The sequence below is a fragment of the Pseudomonas sp. IT-P260 genome (assembly GCF_949768395.1).
GTDB lineage: Bacteria > Pseudomonadota > Gammaproteobacteria > Pseudomonadales > Pseudomonadaceae > Aquipseudomonas > Aquipseudomonas parakoreensis.
The window spans coordinates 664,094-683,889 of sequence record NZ_CATKPO010000022.1 but is presented as its reverse complement, the minus strand read 5'-3'; the positions used below and the strand labels follow the sequence as shown (position 1 = coordinate 683,889).

Genomic DNA, 19,796 nt, shown 5'->3' with positions numbered 1-19,796 from the left:
GCGCGCGAGTATGCGGGCTGGCGACGAAATCGTCACCGCCGAGTTAGCCGCAAACGTGACGGCCGCCCCAAGGGGCGGCCGTTTTGTTCATGCATCAGCTGTTGTTGTGGTCGACCTTGATGGTCGGATCGCTGCCGGCGATCAGGTTGTGAATGTTGGCGCTCGACCAGTTGTTGCCTTCCAGTTTGATCGTCACGTCCGGCGTGGCGGCTGCCGCGTCGCCGGAGTTGAACTTGCCCGCCGAGCTGACTTGCAGCGACGACGTGCCATCAACCGTGGTGATCTTCAGGAAGTTATCGATGGTGCTGCCGGTTTCGCCCTGCAACAGGTCACGCAGGTCGATGCGGTCGCCTTCGCTGGCGTTGAAGTCCTTGATCACGTCGTTGCCGGTGTCGCCTGCTTTCCAGACGAAGGTGTCGGCACCGGAACCACCGATCAGGATGTCGTTGCCCTGGCCACCGATCAGCGTGTCGTTGCCGGTGCCGCCGAGCAGGATGTCATTGCCCTTGCCGCCGTCGAGCAGGTCGTTACCGCCCGAGCCGAACAGGATGTCATTGCCTGCGCCACCCAGCAGCGTGTCGTTGCCATCGTGCGAACCGGAGACATCGAACGCCTGATAGTGCTCGGTGATGTACTGGTGCACGTTGCTGGTAGTGACTTTGCTGACATCCACGCCGGTCTGCTGCGCCACGAACGCCTGCATCGCCTGATAACCCTCGCCGGCAATGCCGTTGAAGCTCACCAGGTCGCCGAACAGGATGTCGTTGCCGTCGCCACCGCTGACGGTGTCGTTGCCCGGCATCGTCGCTTCGGTATGGCCGATGATCGAGTTGGCCAGATCCTTCGGATCGATGTTGGTTTGCGGCAAGTGATCCGAGTCATACGGTTTCAGGTCGTTGAGGCTGACACCGCTGTTGATACCGATGGCTTCGACGTTCGACAGACCGCTGAGCAAGGCGAAGCTGCTGCTGGAGTTGTCGGTGGTGGCAGTCGTGGTGCTGTTACCAGTACCGGCCAGGCTCGACAGCTCGTAGGTGCCATCACCCTGAGCGTGAACCGTGCCCAGGTTGGTGGTGGTCCAGCCGCGGCCGTTGTAGGTCTGCAACTGGGCATAACCGCTGGAGTTGATGCTCAGGTAATGCGTGTTGTCGATGTACGTGCTGAAGGTATCGCCCAGCTTGTAGTTGCTGGTCGTGACCACACTGTCGAACTTCACGCTGCCATACAGCGTCGGGTTGGTCTGCTCGCCGCTCTGGTAGTAGGTCGGCTGGCCGTCGGTGATGAAGTAGGTAAGGTTCTTCGCCCCGGTGTTGGCCAGCGCTTCCGTGCTCTGGAAGAAGTTGGCCGTGGTCTTGAACACGTCTTCGTAGTTGGTGCCGCCACCGGAGGTCATCGAGTCGAGTACGGCTTTGAGCTGAGTCAGCGCGTTCGGGTCGTTGAGGTTGACCGAGACCGACTTGTTGACCTGGGTATCGAAGTCCACCAGGAAGATGTTCACCGTGCCCGAATTGCTGCCGCCCAGGCTCTGCTTGAGGGTGTTGAACACCGAGGTCAGCGAGTCTTTGGCCGCGTTGATCGACGAGGTGCTCATACTGCCCGAGCTGTCGACCATGAACGCAATGTTGTAGTTGGTGCCCGGCACCACGGTCAGACCGCCGATGTCGGCGACCATGATGTCGTTGCCGTCGGTGCCGTTGAAGGTGTCATCGCCCGAAGTACCGACCACGGCGTTGTATACCGCTGGCACCACGGTGACCGGAATCGTCGCGGTGCTGCTGGCCGAGCCGCCGACCATCTCGGTGGAAGTCGACGTCACGGTCAGGTTGAACTGGCCGTTGTAGTAGGTCGGCGGGGTCACGGTCAGGCTGCCGAGGCTCCAGCCGGTGACGTTGGCTTCGCCATTGCTCGCGGTGACGGTGAAACTGTGGCCATGGCCGTCGGAGAGTACCGAACCGACCGGCGCACCGCTGATCTTCACGCTCAGGGTTTCCGAGCCGTCGGTGTCGGTCAGCGCGGTGTTGATCGCCGACAGTTTCACCGTGGTGCCTTCGGCGCCGGTGTTGAGTTTGTAGCCGTCGTAATAACCTTCGCCGTTGGTACCGTGCAGGTCGGAGACGGTCACACCGGCGTTCACCAGATCCTGCACGCCGGTGTAGATCGGCACGCCGGCGCTGCTCAGGTCGATCGGCGTGCTGCCGTTGACCGACAGGTTCACGTCATAGCTGCCCGGGCCGCTCTGGTTGTGGTGGTAGATGTCCAGGGTGTAATAGCCGCTGGTGGTTGGGGTGAACGAACCGCTGATCGTACCGCCCGCGCCCCAGGTGCCCGACGCCACGCTCTTGCCGCCGATGGTGATCAGCAGGCTGTCGTCAGCTACGCCGCTGAAGCTGTAGGTCTTGCCGGCTTCCAGATAGATCAGGCCCGAGGTTTTCGACGCGGTGCCGGCGGTCACGCTGCCGTCCGACTGCACGTTGGTCACGTTGGTGCTGGAGTTCGGGGTGCCGGCGCCATCGATCACGTTTTTCAGCGTGGTCGAGTCAGCGCCATTGCCGCTGGTACCCAGGCCCGCCAGACCGGTCCAGACTTCCTTGACCAGTCCGGTGGATTTCACGCTGTTGTCGGCCACGCTCACGGTCGGTGCATCCGCCACTGGCGTGATGTCGATCTTCACGGTGCCGGTGTTGCCCAGCAGTTGGCCGTCGGTGGGCTGGAACTTGATCTGCGCGTAGTCGGCCTGGTTGTTGCCCATGCCGGTGCCGCCGTAACCGTTGACGCCCGACTCGTTGGCATCCGGCAGGAAGCGCAGCTTGCCCGCGTCGATGTCAGCCTTGCTGAAGGTCTGGTTGTTGGCGACGTCTTTCCAGGTCGAACCGTCCAGGTACTGCAGTTTGCCTTCGCCCGGCAGCTGGGTGATTTTGATCCCCAGGCTGCTGGCCGGGTTGTCCACGTCGGTCACACCGAAGGTCGACCAGCCGAGGATCAGCGGGGTGTCTTCGGTGCCGGTGACGTTGACTGGCGCTGCAACCGGCGCATCGTTGACCGCCACCACGTTGACCGTGGTGGTCGCAGTGTTGGAGTAGTTGCCGCCATCGGTCACGGTCACGGTGATGATCCGTGGCACGGTGCTCGGGTCTTCACTGCTGTTGGTGAAGGTGATGTTCTTGATCGCCTGCATGTAGTCGGCGAGCGTCGCGTTGCCCGACAGGGTCAGGGTCACGGTGCCGTTGGTGCTGTTGGCATTGATGGTGATGCCGTTGACGCTGTTGCCGAGGTTCAGCGCATCGCCGTCCTGACGGTTGGTCAGGACGATGGTTGCACCGGTCAGCATCGTGCTGTCCGGGTCGGTGATCGTCAGGTCGGTATCGGCAATCGACACGCCGGCGCCCGGCGTGTTTTCGGTGAACGTCACCTTGTAGTCGGCACCGGTGGCGCCGCTGGAGTTGTTGGCATCCAGGTCGATGACCGGTGGCGCATCGTTGTCGATGATCGAGGTGCTGACGCTGCCGTTGGTGCTGCTGACGGCGAGGTTCTCGAAGTTGCCGCCAGTGGCCGAGTCGATCTTGACCACGAAGTTCTCGGTGCCTTCGGTGATCTTGTCATCGATGGTCGCGACGTTGAACTGCGCGCTGCTGGCGCCTGCCGGGATCTTCACGGTGTACACGCCAGTGAAGTCCGAACCGTCGGCAGCGGTGCCGCTGTAGACGATTTTCAGGGTCACGTCGGTTTGCGCCGGGTGGGTCAGGCTGACGGTGTAGCTGGCGGTCTGGCCTTCGGTCACCGAGGTGCTGCCGGTGATGCTGACGGTGGTGGTGTCGATGGTATCGGCGACGCTGGTGACGGCCGGTGCCGTGCTCGGTACCAGGTTCTCGAAGTTGCCACCGCTGGCGTTGGTGATGGTCGCCTGCACGCTGCCGGCGTCTTTGTAGACATCGTCAGCCGGAGCCGGAACGGTCACGGTGCCGGTGGTTTTGCCGGCGTCGATGGTGATCACCGAGCCGTTGCTCAGGGTCACGGTCACCGGCGAGCCGGCGGCGTTGCTCAGGGTGGCGGTGTAGGTGATCTGGCCGCCCTCGCTCACCGCCGGGGTCGCGCTCAGCGACAGGCTGGTGGTGTCGACGGTGTCGGTTACGGTGGTGCTGACCGGGGTTTTGTCGGCCACGAGGTTTTCGTAGTTGCCGCCGCTGACGTTGGTGATCGCATTGGTCAACGGTGCGTGGCCGGTCAACACGTCGTTCGGCGCGATGCTGGTCACGGTGCCGGTGGTTTTACCGATGTCGATGGTGATGGTCTGGCCGTTGGACAGAGTCACCACGACTGGCGAACCAGTCACAGGCGCACCGACGGTGGCGGTGTAGGTGACGGTGCCACCTTCGGCCACGGTGCCCGTGGCGGTGAGTTTCACCCCAGTGGTGTCGATGGTGTCGGTGACGCTGGTCACGGCCGGCGTGGTGCTTGGCACCAGGTTTTCGAAGCTGCCACCGGTCGCGGTTTTGATTGTGGCCTGCACGGTGCCGGCGTCTTTGTAGACATCGTCGGCTGGGGCAGGAACGGTCACGGTGCCGGTGGTTTTGCCGGCGTCGATGGTGATGACTGCACCGTTGCTCAAGGTCACGGTCACTGGCGAACCAGCGGCGTTAGTCAGGGTTGCGGTGTAAACGATTGAGCCGCCTTCGGCCACGGTGCCGGTCGCGGACAGCGACAGGTTGGTGGTGTCGACGGTATCGGTCACGGTGGTGCTGACCGGCGTCTTGTCGGCCACCAGATTTTCGTAGTTGCCGCCGCTGACGTTGGTGATGGCGTTGGTCAGTGGAGCGTGGCCGGTCAGCGCGTCGTTTGGCGCAGTAGTGGTCACGGTGCCGGTGGTCTTGCCGATGTCGATGGTGATCGTCTGGCCGTTGGCCAGGGTTACCACGACTGGCGAGCCAGTGACTGGCGCACCGACGGTGGCGGTGTAGACAACGTTGCCCCCTTCCGCTGCGGTGCCGGTGGCGCTCAGCTTCACGGTGGTGGTGTCGATGGTGTCGGTGACACTGGTCACGGCTGGCGTGGTGCTTGGCACCAGATTTTCGAAATTGCCACCGCTGGCGTTGGTGATGGTGGCCTGGACGGTGCCGGCGTCTTTGTAGACATCATCAGCCGGAGCCGGCACGGTCACGGTGCCCGTGGTTTTGCCGGCATCGATGGTGATCACGGCGCCGTTGCTCAGGGTCACGGTCACTGGCGAGCCAGCTGCGTTGGTCAGGGTTGCGGTGTAAACGATCAAGCCGCCTTCGGCCACGGTGCCGGTCGCGGACAGCGACAGGTTGGTGGTGTCGACGGTGTCGGTCACGGTGGTGCTGACCGGGGTTTTGTCGGCCACCAGGTTTTCGTAGTTGCCACCGCTCACGTTATTGATCGCGTTGGTCAACGGCGCGTGGCCGGTCAGCGCGTCATTCGGCGCGATGCTGGTCACGGTGCCGGTGGTTTTGCCGATGTCGATGGTAATGGTCTGGCCGTTGGCCAGGGTCACGACGACTGGCGAACCGGTGACCGGGGCGCCGACAGTGGCGGTGTAGGTGACGGTGCCACCTTCGGCCACGGTGCCCGTGGCGGTGAGTTTCACGCCAGTGGTGTCGATGGTGTCGGTGACATTGGTCACGGCTGGCGTGGTGCTCGGCACCAGGCTTTCGAAGCTGCCACCTGTCGCCGATTTGATGGTCGCCTGCACGGTACCGGCGTCTTTGTAGACGTCGTCAGCCGGCGCAGGAACGGTGACGGTGCCGGTGGTTTTGCCGGCGTCGATGGTGATCACGGCGCCGTTGGACAGGGTCACGGTGACTGGCGAGCCAGCGGCGTTAGTCAGCGTCGCGGTGTAAACGATCGAGCCGCCTTCGGCCACGGTACCGGTCGCGGACAGCGACAGGTTGGTGGTGTCGACGGTATCGGTGACCGTGGTATTGACCGGGGTCTTGTCGGCAACGAGGTTTTCGTAGTTGCCACCGCTGACGTTGGTGATCGCGTTGGTCAGCGGCGCGTGGCCGGTCAGCGCATCGTTCGGTGCGGTGGTAGTTACGGTGCCGGTGGTTTTGCCGACTTCGATGGTGATGTTCTGGCCGTTGGCCAAGGTCACCACAACCGGCGAACCGGTGACCGGCGCGCCGACAGTGGCGGTGTAGGTGACAGTGCCACCTTCAGCAGCCGACTCGGTCGCGGTCAGTTTGACCGTGGTGGTGTCGATGGTGTCGGTGACGCTGGTCACGGCCGGGGTGTTGCTGGTCACCAGATTTTCGAAATTGCCGCCAGTCGCGGTCTTGATCGTGGCCTCAACGGTGCCGGCGTCTTTGTAGACGTCATCAGCCGGAGCCGGAACGGTCACGGTGCCGGTGGTTTTGCCGGCGTCGATGGTGATCACGGCGCCGTTCGACAGGGTCACGGTGACTGGGGAGCCAGCGGCGTTGGTCAGGGTCGCGGTGTAAACGATCGAGCCACCTTCGGCCACGGTGCCGGTCGCGGACAGCGACAGGTTGGTGGTGTCGACGGTATCGGTGACCGTGGTATTGACCGGGGTCTTGTCGGCAACGAGGTTTTCGTAGTTGCCACCGCTGACGTTGGTGATCGCGTTGGTCAGCGGCGCGTGGCCGGTCAGCGCATCGTTCGGTGCGGTGGTAGTTACGGTGCCGGTGGTTTTGCCCACTTCGATGGTGATGTTCTGGCCGTTGGCCAGAGTGACTGTCACTGGCGAACCGGTGACCGGCGCGCCGACAGTCGCGGTGTAGGTGACAGTGCCACCTTCCGCAGCAGACTCGGTCGCGGTCAGTTTCACTGTGGTGGTGTCGATGGTGTCAGTGACCTGAGTCACGGCCGGAACGGTGCTTGGCACCAGGTTTTCGAAGTTGCCACCGGTAGCGGTGGAGATGGTTGCCTCGACTTTGCCCGCGTCTTTATAGACGTCATCCGCCGGAGCCGGCACGGTCACGGTGCCAGTGGTTTTACCGGCTTCGATGGTGATCACAGCGCCGTTCGACAGGGTCACGGTGACTGGCGAGCCAGCCGCGTTGGTCAAGGTCGCGGTGTAGATGATCGAACCACCCTCGGCGACCGAGTTGGTTGCGCTCAGCGACAGGTTGGTGGTGTCGACAGTGTCGGTAACGGTTGTGCTGACCGGCGTTTTGTCGGCGACCAGGTTTTCGTAGTTACCGCCGCTCACATTGGTGATCGAGTTGGTCAAAGGCGCATGACCGGTCAGCGCATCGTTCGGTGCGATGGTGGTTACGGTGCCGGTGGTTTTACCCACTTCGATAGTGATGTTCTGACCGTTGGCCAGTGTCACAACGACAGGCGAACCGGTCACAGGCGCACCGACAGTGGCGGTGTAAGTGACGGTGCCACCTTCCGCAGCAGACTCGGTCGCGGTCAGTTTCACTGTGGTGGTATCGATGGTGTCGGTGACCTGAGTCACAGCCGGCACGGTGCTCGGTACCAGGTTTTCGAAGTTGCCACCGGTAGCGGTAGAGATGGTCGCTTCGACTTTACCCGCGTCTTTGTAGACATCGTCGGCCGGTGCCGGAACGGTCACAGTGCCGGTGGTTTTGCCAGCCTCGATGGTGATCACGGCGCCGTTGCTCAACGTCACGGTGACTGGTGAGCCTGCAGCGTTGGTCAGGGTCGCGGTGTAAACGATCGAGCCACCTTCGGCCACGGTACCGGTCGCGGACAGCGACAGGTTGGTGGTGTCGACGGTGTCGGTCACGGAGGTGCTGACCGGAGTCTTATCGGCCACGAGGTTTTCGTAATTGCCACCGGTGACGTCGGTGATCGCGTTGGTCAGAGGAGCATGACCGGTCAATGCATCATTAGGCGCAGTGGTAGTCACGGTGCCAGTGGTTTTACCCACCTCAATGGTGATGTTTTGACCGTTTGCCAAGGTCACGACCACAGGCGAACCGGTCACTGGCGCGCCGACGGTTGCGGTATAGGTGACGGTGCCGCCTTCGGCCACTGAGGTATCGGCAGTCAGTTTGACGGTCGAGGTGTCGATCGTGTCGGTGACTTCGGTGACAGCCGGCACGGTACTTGGCACCAGGTTTTCGAAGTTGCCACCGGTGGCGGTGGAAATGGTTGCTTCGACTTTACCGGCATCTTTGTAAACGTCGTCCGCCGGAGCTGGAACAGTCACGGTGCCCGTGGTTTTGCCCGCTTCGATGGTGATCACGGCGCCGTTGCTCAATGTCACGGTGACAGGTGAGCCTGCAGCGTTGGTCAGGGTTGCGGTGTAAACGATCGAGCCGCCTTCAGCGACGGTGCCAGTGGCACTGAGCGACAGGTTGGTGGTGTCGACGGTGTCGGTGACATTGGTCGAAACCGGCGTTTTATCCGCCACGAGGTTTTCGTAGTTACCGCCGCTCACGTCGGTGATCGCGTTGGTCAGCGGAGCATGACCGGTTAACGCATCGTTCGGTGCGGTGGTGGTGACCGTACCGGTGGTCTTGCCGACTTCGATGGTGATGTTCTGACCGTTGGCCAGGGTCACGACCACAGGCGAGCCGGTTACCGGAGCACCGACGGTGGCGGTGTAGGTGACGGTGCCACCTTCCGCAGCGGATTCAGTCGCCGTCAGTTTGACCGTGGTGGTGTCGATGGTATCGGTGACATTGGTGACGGCCGGCACAGTGCTCGGTACCAGATTTTCAAAGTTGCCACCGGTAGCGCTGGAGATGGTCGCTTCGACTTTGCCGGCATCTTTGTACACGTCATCGGCTGGCGCCGGAACGGTCACGGTGCCAGAGGTTTTACCGGCCTCGATGGTGATCACCGCGCCGTTGGACAGGGTCACGGTGACTGGCGAACCAGCGGCGTTGGTCAGGGTTGCGGTGTAGACGATCGAGCCACCCTCGGCCACGGTGCCGGTCGCACTGAGCGACAGATTGGTGGTGTCGACGGTGTCGGTGACATTGGTCGACACCGGCGTTTTATCCGCCACGAGGTTTTCGTAATTGCCACCGGTGACGTCGGTGATGGCGTTGGTCAGCGGCGCGTGGCCGGTCAACGCATCGTTCGGCGCAGTGGTAGTCACGGTGCCAGTGGTTTTACCCACTTCGATGGTGATGTTCTGACCGTTGGCCAAAGTCACCACGACCGGCGAGCCAGTCACTGGCGCACCGACAGTCGCGGTGTAAGTGACGGTGCCACCTTCCGCAGCCGATTCGGTCGCGGTCAGTTTGACCGTGGTGGTATCGATGGTGTCGGTCACGTTGGTGACGGCCGGAACGGTGCTAGGCACCAGGTTCTCGAAGTTGCCACCGGTAGCGCTGGAAATGGTTGCTTCGACTTTACCCGCGTCTTTGTAAACGTCGTCAGCCGGAGCTGGAACGGTCACGGTGCCCGAGGTTTTACCGGCTTCGATGGTGATCACCGCGCCGTTGGACAGGGTCACGGTCACCGGAGTCCCGGCCGGGTTGGTCAGGGTCGCGGTGTAGACGATCGAGCCACCTTCTGCAACGGAGTCGCTGGCGGTCAGGTTCAGGTTGGTAGTGTCGACAGTGTCCGACACCGAGGTGTTCGCCGGTGTCTTGTCGGCCACCAGGTTTTCATAGTTGCCGCCGGCAACCTTGTCGATGGCGACGCTCAGCGAGCTACCGCCCGCTAATGGGCTGTTCGGCGCAACGAAATTCACGCTGCCGGTGGTTTCACCGACGGCGATGGTGATGGTCTGGCCGTTGGACAGGGTGACCACAACTGGCGAGCCAGTAACTGGTGCGGTCACGCTCGCGGTGTAGACCACGGTTTCGCCTTCGGCGACATTGGCGGTGGCGGTCAGCGACACGGTGGAGGTGTCGATGGTGTCGTTGACGGTGGTCACCGCCGGCGTGTTGCTGGTCACCAGGTTTTCGAAGTCGCCACCGGTCGCGCCCTTGATGGTCGCCTCAACGGTGCCGGCGTCCTTGTAGACGTCATCCTTCGGTGCATCGACGGTCACGGTGCCGGAAGTTTTGCCGGCGTCGATGGTGATCACCGCGCCATTGCTCAACGTCACGGTCACCGGAGTGCCGGCGGCGTTGGTCAGGGTGGCGGTGTAGGTGATCTGGCCGCCTTCGTTCACCGCCGGAGTCGCGCTCAGCGACAGGTTGGTGGTGTCGACGGTGTCGGTCACGGTGGTGCTGACCGGTGTTTTGTCGGCAACGAGGTTTTCGTAGTTGCCGCCGCTGACATTGGTGATCGAGTTGTTCAGCGGTTCGTGACCGTTCAGCGCATCGTTCGGTGCGGTGGTCGTCACGGTGCCGGTGGTCTTGCCGATGTCGATGGTGATGGTCTGACCGTTGGCCAGAGTCACGACCACAGGCGAACCGGTTACCGGAGCGCCAACGGTGGCGGTGTAAGTGACAGTGCCGCCTTCAGCCACCGAAGTATCGGCGCTCAGCTTCACGGTCGAGGTATCGATGGTGTCGGTGACTTCGGTTACGGCCGGAACGGTGCTCGGCACCAGGTTCTCGAAGTTGCCGCCCGCTGTGTCCTTGATCGTGACTTCGACTTTGCCGGCGTCTTTGTAGACGTCATCGGCAGGGGCCGGAACGGTCACCGTGCCAGTGGTCTTGCCCGCTTCGATGGTGATCACCGAACCGTTGGACAAAGTCACGGTGACTGGCGAGCCAGCAGCGTTGGTGAGTGTCGCGGTGTAGGTGATCGAACCGCCCTCGGCCACAGTGCCAGTGGCGCTCAGCGACAGGTTGGTGGTGTCGACAGTGTCAGTCACGGTGGTGCTGACTGGAGTCTTGTCGGCAACCAGATTCTCGTAATTGCCGCCGCTCACGTCGGTGATGGCGTTGGTCAGCGGCGCATGGCCGTTCAACGCATCGTTCGGTGCGGTGGTGGTCACGGTGCCGGTGGTCTTGCCGACTTCGATGGTGATGTTCTGACCATTGGCCAGGGTCACGACCACAGGCGAGCCGGTTACCGGAGCACCGACAGTCGCGGTGTAGGTGACGGTGCCACCTTCAGCAGCGGACTCGGTTGCGGTCAGTTTCACCGACGTGGTGTCGATGGTGTCAGTGACTTCAGTCACTGCCGGAACAGTGCTCGGAACGAGGTTCTCGAAGTTGCCGCCGGTTGCACCGTTGATGGTGACTTCAACCTTGCCGGCGTCTTTGTAGACGTCATCGGCTGGCGCTGGAACCGTCACGGTGCCGGTGGTCTTGCCCGCTTCGATGGTAATCACCGAACCGTTGGACAGCGTCACGGTGACTGGCGAGCCAGCGGCATTGGTGAGGGTCGCGGTGTAAGTGATCGAACCGCCCTCGGCGACCGAGTTGGTGGCGCTGAGCGACAGATTCGTCGTGTCCACGGTGTCAGTGACGGTGGTGCTGACCGGCGTCTTGTCGGCGACGAGGTTTTCGTAATTGCCGCCGCTCACGTTAGTGATCGCGTTGGTCAATGGCGCGTGGCCGGTCAATGCGTCATTTGGCGCGACAGTGGTCACAGTGCCGGTGGTTTTACCCACTTCGATGGTGATGGTCTGGCCGTTGGCCAACGTGACAGTCACTGGCGAGCCGGTGACTGGTGCGCCCACGGTCGCGGTGTAAGTGACGGTGCCACCTTCAGCCACCGAAGTATCGGCCGTGAGTTTCACGGTCGAGGTGTCGATGGTGTCGGTGACTTCGGTAACGGCCGGGACGGTGCTCGGTACCAGATTTTCGAAGTTGCCGCCGGACGCATCCTTGATCGTGACTTCGACCTTGCCGGCGTCTTTGTAGACGTCATCGGCTGGCGCCGGAACGGTCACGGTGCCAGTGGTTTTACCTGCTTCGATGGTGATCACCGAGCCGTTGCTCAGGGTCACGGTTACCGGAGTGCCGGCCGGATTGGTCAGGGTCGCGGTGTAGACGATCGAGCCACCTTCAGCCACGGTACCGGTGGCGGTGAGCGACAGGTTGGTGGTGTCGACGGTGTCGGTGACGTTGGTCGAAACCGGAGTTTTGTCAGCGACCAGATTTTCGTAATTGCCACCGCTCACGTCAGTGATCGCGTTGGTCAGTGGCTCGTGACCGTTCAATGCATCGTTCGGCGCAGTGGTAGTCACAGTGCCGGTGGTTTTACCCACTTCGATGGTGATGGTCTGGCCGTTGGCCAGAGTCACGACAACCGGCGAGCCAGTCACAGGCGCACCAACGGTCGCGGTGTAAGTGACGGTGCCACCCTCGGCGACCGAGGTGTCAGCGGACAGTTTGACCGTCGAAGTATCGATGGTGTCGGTCACTTCGGTGACCGCAGGGACAGTGCTTGGCACCAGATTTTCGAAGTTGCCGCCGGTTGCACCGTTGATGCTGACTTCGACCTTACCGGCGTCTTTGTAGACGTCATCGGCAGGCGCCGGAACGGTCACGGTGCCGGTGGTTTTACCGGCCTCGATGGTGATCACGGCTCCGTTGCTCAACGTCACGGTAACCGGCGAACCGGCAGCGTTGGTCAGGGTCGCGGTGTAGACGATCGAACCGCCTTCAGCCACGGTGCCGGTCGCAGTCAGCGACAGATTGGTGGTGTCGACGGTGTCGGTAACGGCGGTCGAAACCGGGGTTTTGTCGGCGACGAGGTTTTCGTAGTTACCGCCACTGACGTTGGTGATGGCATTGGTCAGCGGCGGGTTGCCGGTCAGCGCATCGTTCGGTGCGGTGGTAGTCACGGTGCCGGTGGTTTTGCCGACTTCGATGGTGATGGTCTGACCGTTGGTCAGGGTCACGGTCACTGGCGAACCGGTGACAGGCGCGCCTACGGTGGCGGTGTAAGTGACGGTGCCGCCCTCAGCGACCGAGGTATCGGCGGTCAGTTTGACCGTCGAAGTGTCGATGGTGTCGGTGACTTCGGTGACAGCCGGAACGGTGCTCGGCACCAGGTTCTCGAAATTGCCACCGCTGGTGCCGGTAATGCTGACTTCGACTTTGCCGGCGTCTTTGTAGACGTCATCGGCTGGAGCCGGAACGGTCACAGTGCCGGTGGTTTTGCCAGCCTCGATGGTGATGACGGAGCCGTTGCTCAACGTCACGGTCACCGGGGTGCCGGCCGGATTGGTCAGGGTCGCGGTGTAAACGATCGAACCGCCTTCGGCCACGGTGCCAGTGGCACTCAGCGACAGGTTGGTGGTGTCGATGGAGTCTGTGACGGTGGTGGTCGCTGGCGTCGTGTTTGGCACCAGGTTCTCGAAGTTGCCGCCGGTAGCACCGGTAATCGTGGTGCTGACGGTGCCGCCGTTGTTATAGACGTCGTTTGGCGCAGTCGGCACGTTGATGGTGCCCGTGGTCTGGCCGGCTTCGATGGTGATGGTCGAGCCATTGGACAGGGTGACGGTGACCGGCGTCTGCGCCGGGTTGGTCAGGGTCGCGGTGTAGGTGATCTGGCCACCTTCAACCACGCTGCCGGTAGCGGTCAGGGTCAGGCCGGTGGTATCGCGCGAATCAACGATGTTCGTCACGGCTGGCGTCGTGTTCGGCACCAGGTTCTCGAAGTTGCCGCCACTGGTGCCGGTAATGGTGGTAGTGACGGTGCTGCCGTTGTTATAGACGTCGTTCGGCGGGGTCGGCACGTTGACGGTGCCAGTGGTCTGGCCGGCTTCGATGGTGATGGTCGAACCGTTGGACAGGGTGACGGTGACCGGCGTCTGCGCCGGGTTGGTCAGGGTCGCGGTGTAGGTGATCTGGCCGCCTTCGGTGACGCTGCTGCCAGCGGTCAGGGTGACGGTGGTGGTGTCGATGGTGTCGGTGACCTGGGTCGTGGCCGGAGTGGTCGGCGGGGTCACGGTGATGCCGTTGCCGCCAGTGGTGCCGGTGACGGTCACGTCGATCTGGGTCGGGTCGTTATAAACGGTGTCGTTCGGCGCCAGCGGCACGTTGACGGTGCCGGTGGTGGAGCCGGCCGGAATCACGATCACCGAGCCGTTGGACAGGGTGATGGTCAGGTCGGTCAGCGGCGCCTGGGTCAGGGTCGCGGTGTAGACCAGCACGCCGCCGGCTTCGGTGATAGTCGGCGTGGCGCTGAGGCTCAGGGTCGACTCACGCAGGGCGTTGGCGGTGGTGTCGGTGGTCTGGCCACCGGTGATGTTCTGTGCCGCTTGCGCACCGGCGTTGATACCCGCGGTCGGGAAGCCGATGGTCGGGTCGACGCGGCCAGCAGTGGCGTCGAGCATCACGAAGCTGTGGCCGCCGCCTGCCGCGCCGCCAGTCCCCGCGGCGGTCGCGCCGGCAGCGGTGGCTTCAAGAGCAGTGGTCGGGTCGGCGCCGGCGGCGATGGCCTGCTGCAACTCGGCTACAGACGGCGCGGCCTGCGCGGTAGCTTCGGCCAGGTCCGTGCTGGAGTCGGGCGCGTTGGCGCTCCACTGCGTTTCGCGACCCAGGTCCAGGGTGCGGCCATCCGCCAGTTCCAGCGATACAGCGCCGGAGAGGCCAGTATCGATCTGGTCGCCGACGAACAGGCGATCGCCTTCAACGAGCACGCGGCGTACACCCTCGGGGGATACCACGAATACCTGACCGACAATGCTTTTGACGATGGCAACAACACTGCTCATTGAAGACTCTCCGGGTGTTACGTTCAGTTGACTTCCATTGCCTGATGGCTTCGGCGCCGATTCAGTCTGGACGTACTTTTAAAATTTGCGAATCAAGTTTGACGCTTCTTTTCGTCAATATTTTGGCTAGATTCTTTCGCTATTAACTTTATGCCAAACTATTGACCTTCTGGGTGCCATCCTAAACAATCGCCCCACTAATGTCACATTGATATTTCCGCGGCGACCTGTCCCTCAGCGTGTGATCCAGTTCCTATTTTGAACTTTCCGACATACGGTCATTCCGGTTGCCAATCATCCGACGCAGCAGCACGTTTTGCTGTGATTCAAGACAAGAAGTCCTGGGAAATCTTTACCATGCGTTTGCACTTGTTCAAGGCTCTACCCTTCGCTCTGGCCGCCTCTTTCGCCCATGCACAATCCTTACCGGAAGCCATGCAACAGGCACTGGATGTCCATCCGGAAATCCAGGCAGGGGTCAACAGTCGTTTGGCCGCGGATTATCAGTTAAAGGCTGCGAAAGGTGGATACCTGCCCAAGGTCGACCTGCTGGGTGGTTATGGCCGTGAGGGCACCGACAGCGTGACCACGCGCGCCAACGGTGGCGGCAACCACTGGGAGACACTGAACCGCAGTGAGTCAAGTTTACGTCTCTCGCAAATGGTCTTTGACGGTTTTGCGACATCGAGCGAAGTCGGGCGTCAACAAGCCACCGTCAACTCGCGCGCCTACTCCCTGCTGGGGACTTCCGAGCGCACCGCGCTGACCGTCGCCCAGGTGTACCTGGACGTGTTGACCCGCCGCGAATTCGTGCGTCTGGCCGAAGAAAACCTCAAGAGCCATCAGCGCATCTACGACCAGATTCAGCTGCGCACCCAGCGCGGCGTCGGCAGTGGTGCCGACCTCGATCAGGCCGAAGCGCGGATGGCCCAGGCCCGCAACAACCTGATCACCGAACAGACCAACCTCGCTGACTCCGAGACCAACTTCCTCAGCGCCGTCGGCCAGATGCCTGACCAGTTGGAGCGTCCGGCGCCGTTCATGGCGATGATGCCGGCCAACCTCAATGAAGCGCGGCAGCAGATGCTGGAAAACAGCCCGATCCTGCGCTCGGCCGAGTCCGATATCGCTGCTGCCGAGAAGCAGTACGAAACCGCCAAGTCGACGTTCTACCCACGTTTCGACGCCGAGCTGGGTCGCACCGCCGACAACGATCTCGACGGTCAGAACGGCCACAACAACGAGTGGCAGGCCATGCTGCGCATGCGCTTCAACCTGTACTCCGGCGGCAGCAACAAGGCCGATCTGGAATCCAAGTCGTACCTGTCCAACCAGGCGCTGGACATCCGCAACAACGCTCTGCGTCAATTGAATGAAGAACTGGGTCTGGCCTGGAACGCCCTGAACAACGCCAATGCGCAGGTGCCGATCGCTCAGCAGTACGTTGATCACAGCACCGCCGTGCGTACCGCCTACCAGCGTCAGTTCAGCCTCGGCGAGCGCACCCTGCTCGATTTGCTCGACAGCGAAAACGAGTTGTTCACCGCTTCGCGCCGTCTGGCCGAGATCAAGAACATTCAGTTATTTACTCAGTATCGAATCAAGGCGACCATGGGCGAGTTGCTCAAGAGCCAGGGAGTGGTCGCACCGTTGGCATCCGTCGTGCAGAACGATGTGAAGCCGAAGGTCCAACTGCCCGGTATGAATTGAGCAGAACCTTCATTGTTCAATTGTTAGCCAAGAGTGCCGAGCGTGGAATCAGAAGTCAGTCGAGTTCAACTCATTCATGATCCGCGCGCGATGCACGACGATCCGTTGCTGGATGGTCTGCTCGCTCTGTGCATGCTGCACCAGAAACCCGCCAGTGCGGCGATGCTCACCACCGGTCTGCCGCTGCCCAAGCAGCGCCTGAGCGTCGAGTTGCTGCCCCGCGCAGCGGCTCGCGCCGGGCTGCAGGGCCGGGTGCTGCAACGCAAGCTGGAAGAGATTCCGGCGATTGCCATGCCGGCGCTGTTGCTGCTCAAGGATGGCCGCAGCGCCGTCCTGCTCGGCTGGCAAGGTGACAACGAAGCCCGGGTGCTGCTCAGCGAAAGCGACGGCGGCGAATCGGTGGTCAGCCGCGAACTGCTGGCTGACGACTACACCGGCAAAGTGTTCTTCGCCCAGCCGCAGCACAAATTCGACGTCAACCACGGCACGCTGATCCCGCGTGCGCGCTCCTGGTTTCGCGACACCCTCAAGCGCTCGCGCTGGCTGTATGCCGATGCGATCGCCGCGAGTTTCCTGATCAACATCATCGCCATGGCCGCGCCGCTGTTCGTGATGAACGTCTACGACCGCGTGGTGCCGAACCAGGCCGAAGCGACCCTGTGGGTGCTGGCGCTGGGCATCACCGGTGCCTACATTTTCGATCTGATTCTCAAGAGCCTGCGCAGTCTGTGCCTGGATCTGGCGGGCAAGAAAACCGACCTGATCATCTCCGCGACGCTGTTCGAACGCATCGTCGGCATGGCCATGAAGTACCGCCCGGCGCGGGTCGGCAGTTTCGCGCAGAACATCCATGAGTTTCAGAGCCTGCGCGACTTTCTCGCCTCGCTGACCCTGACCAGCCTGATCGACCTGCCGTTCACTCTCCTGATCTTCATCGTCATCGCGATTCTTGGCGGGCATCTGGTGTGGATTCCGGTGCTGGCGTTCCCGATTGCGCTGTTGATCGGCTACGCGCTGCAGAAACCGCTGGTCGCGACCATGGAACGCACCATGGCCCTCGGCGCCGAGCGGCAGTCGAGCCTGATCGAAACCCTCGCCGGTCTCGACGCGGTCAAGGTCAACAACGCCGAAAGCGAACGCCAGTATCAGTGGGAACAGACCATCGGTACCCTCAGCCGCCTCGAGCTGCGAGTGAAAATGCTCTCCGGTCTGGCGATGAACATCACCCTGCTGATCCAGCAACTGGCCGGGGTGATCATGATCGTCTTCGGCGTGTACCAGATCATCGCCGGCAACCTGAGCATGGGCGGTCTGATTGCTTGCTACATGCTCAGCGGCCGTGCGCTCAGCCCACTGGCGTCGTTGTCCGGTCTGTTGACCCGCTACCAGCAGGCGCGGGTGACCATGACCTCGGTTGACCAGATGATGGAGCTGCCGCAGGAGCGCAATTTCGAAGAGCGTCCGCTGAGCCGCAAGGTGCTGCAAGGCGCGATCGAGTGCCGTCAGCTGAACTTCACCTACCCGGAACAGCAGAACCCGGCGCTGAAGAACATCAACCTGGTGATCCGTCCCGGCGAGAAGATCGGCATCATCGGCCGCAGCGGCTCGGGCAAGAGCTCGTTGGCGAAACTGCTGGTCGGCCTGTACCAACCGGACGACGGCGCATTGCTGGTGGACGGCGTGGACATCCGTCAGATCGACGTCAGCGAGCTGCGCTACAACATCGGCTACGTGCCACAGGACATCCAACTGCTGGCCGGCACCCTGCGCGACAATCTGGTTTCCGGCGCGCGTTATGTCGAAGACGAACTGGTGCTGCAAGCCGCAGAGCTCGCGGGCGTGCACGAATTCGCCCGCCTGCATCCGCAAGGGTATGAGCTACAAGTCGGTGAACGCGGGCAGAACCTGTCCGGCGGCCAACGGCAGAACGTCGCACTGGCGCGGGCGCTGCTGCTCAACCCACCGATCCTGCTGCTCGACGAACCGACCAGCGCCATGGACAACACCGGCGAAGAACGCCTCAAGCAACGCCTGGCCGCCGTCGTTGAAAACAAGACCGTGGTGCTGGTGACGCACCGGGCCTCGCTGCTGTCGCTGGTCGACCGGCTGCTGGTGGTCGACCGTGGACAGATTCTCGCCGATGGCCCGAAAGCCGCCGTGATGGAAGCGTTGAAGAAGGGGCAGATCAGTGTTGCTTAAGTCGGGTGTCAAAGAGTCGATCCGTCGCTACTTCAAGGGTTCTGCCTCGCTGCAGGGCCAGCCGCTGCCGGAGGTCAACAAAGCGCTGATCGAGGACGCCCCGCGCGTCGTGCGCCTGACCATCTGGGCAATCATCGGCTTCTTCCTGTTCTTGCTGCTGTGGGCCAACTTCGCCGTGATCGACGAAGTGACCAAGGGCGACGGCAAGGCGATTCCGTCGTCGAAGATCCAGAAAATCCAGAACCTGGAGGGCGGGATCGTTTCGGAAATGTTCGTCAAGGAAGGCCAGATCGTCGAGGCCGGCGCACCGCTGATTCGCCTGGACGACACGCGATTTGCTTCCAACGTCGGCGAAACCGAAGCTGATCGCCTGTCGATGCTGTTGCGCGTCGAACGTCTGAGCGCCGAGGTCGAAGACCGTCCGCTGAACTTCCCGGAAGATGTGCTCAAAGCCGTGCCGGGTCAGGCGAAAAGCGAAGAGTCCTTGTACATCAGCCGTCGTCAGCAATTGCATGACGAAATCGGCGGTTTGCAGGAGCAGTTGATCCAGCGTCAGCAAGAGCTGCGCGAGTTCAGCTCCAAGCAGGCGCAATACCGCCAGCAACTGGGCCTGCAGCGCCAGGAAATCAACATGTCCGAGCCGCTGGTGGCGCAGGGCGCGGTGTCGCCGGTTGAGGTGCTGCGACTCAAGCGTGCCGAAGTTGAAACCCGTGGTCAGCTCGACGCCACCACGTTGGCGATCCCGCGCGCCGAATCGGCCATCAAGGAAGTCCAGCGCAAGATCGACGAGACTCGCGGCAAATTCCGCAGCGAAGCGCTGACTCAGCTCAACGAAGCCCGCACCGACCTGAACAAGGCCCAGGCCACCGGCAAAGCGCTGGAAGACCGGGTCAGCCGGACGCTGGTCACCTCGCCGGTGCGCGGCATCGTCAACAAGTTGCTGGTCAACACCATCGGCGGCGTGATCCAGCCGGGCAGCGACATGGTGGAAATCGTGCCGCTGGACGACACCTTGCTGGTCGAAGCCAAGATCCGCCCGCAGGACATCGCGTTCCTGCATCCGGGGCAGGAAGCGATCGTCAAATTCACCGCGTACGACTACACCATTTATGGCGGGCTGAAAGCCAAACTGGAGCAGATCGGTGCCGACACCATCACCGACGAAGACAAGAAAACCACCTACTACATCATCAAGGTGCGCACCGAGCGCAGCCACCTGGGCACCGATGAAAAGCCGCTGCTGATCATCCCGGGGATGGTGGCGTCGGTGGATATCATCACCGGCAAGAAGTCGGTGCTGAGCTATCTGCTCAAGCCGATCATTCGGGCGCGGGCCGAGGCGTTGCACGAGCGTTAG

At 62.2% G+C, this 19,796-nt stretch carries 4 protein-coding genes; 3 read left to right on the top strand and 1 reads right to left on the bottom strand.

Annotation, left to right across the window (positions count from 1 at the left end; genetic code table 11):
* Positions 1-94: 94 nt before the first annotated feature.
* The gene (locus tag ACM6HV_RS13875; protein WP_414904462.1) at positions 95-14,530 is read right to left on the bottom strand and encodes a retention module-containing protein; all 14,436 of its coding nucleotides are present in this window, start codon (positions 14,528-14,530) and stop codon (positions 95-97) included.
* Between the two features lie 357 nt (positions 14,531-14,887).
* Here ACM6HV_RS13875 and ACM6HV_RS13870 point away from each other — a divergent pair, with 357 nt between their 5' ends.
* Genes ACM6HV_RS13870 through ACM6HV_RS13860 form a run of 3 tightly spaced genes read left to right on the top strand, consistent with a single transcriptional unit; the run spans position 14,888 to position 19,796 of the window.
* Positions 14,888-16,240, top strand: coding sequence for a TolC family outer membrane protein (locus ACM6HV_RS13870; RefSeq protein ID WP_041070916.1), 1,353 nt, complete (start codon positions 14,888-14,890; stop codon positions 16,238-16,240).
* A gap of 42 nt (positions 16,241-16,282) precedes the next feature.
* Positions 16,283-18,439: a type I secretion system permease/ATPase gene (locus tag ACM6HV_RS13865; protein ID WP_145595674.1), complete on the top strand. Its 2,157-nt coding sequence runs from the start codon at positions 16,283-16,285 to the stop codon at positions 18,437-18,439.
* Positions 18,429-19,796 carry an HlyD family type I secretion periplasmic adaptor subunit gene (locus ACM6HV_RS13860; RefSeq protein ID WP_414904461.1) on the top strand — a complete coding sequence of 456 codons (1,368 nt, stop codon included), beginning with the start codon at positions 18,429-18,431 and terminating at the stop codon, positions 19,794-19,796. Before ACM6HV_RS13865 ends, ACM6HV_RS13860 begins: the two co-directional genes overlap by 11 nt.

Excerpts from the sequence above, each read along its gene's own strand:
- ACM6HV_RS13875 (WP_414904462.1), bottom strand. The coding sequence starts at position 14,530 with ATGAGCAGTGTTGTTGCCATCGTCAAAAGCATTGTCGGTCAGGTATTC.
- ACM6HV_RS13870 (WP_041070916.1), top strand. The coding sequence starts at position 14,888 with ATGCGTTTGCACTTGTTCAAGGCTCTACCCTTCGCTCTGGCCGCCTCT.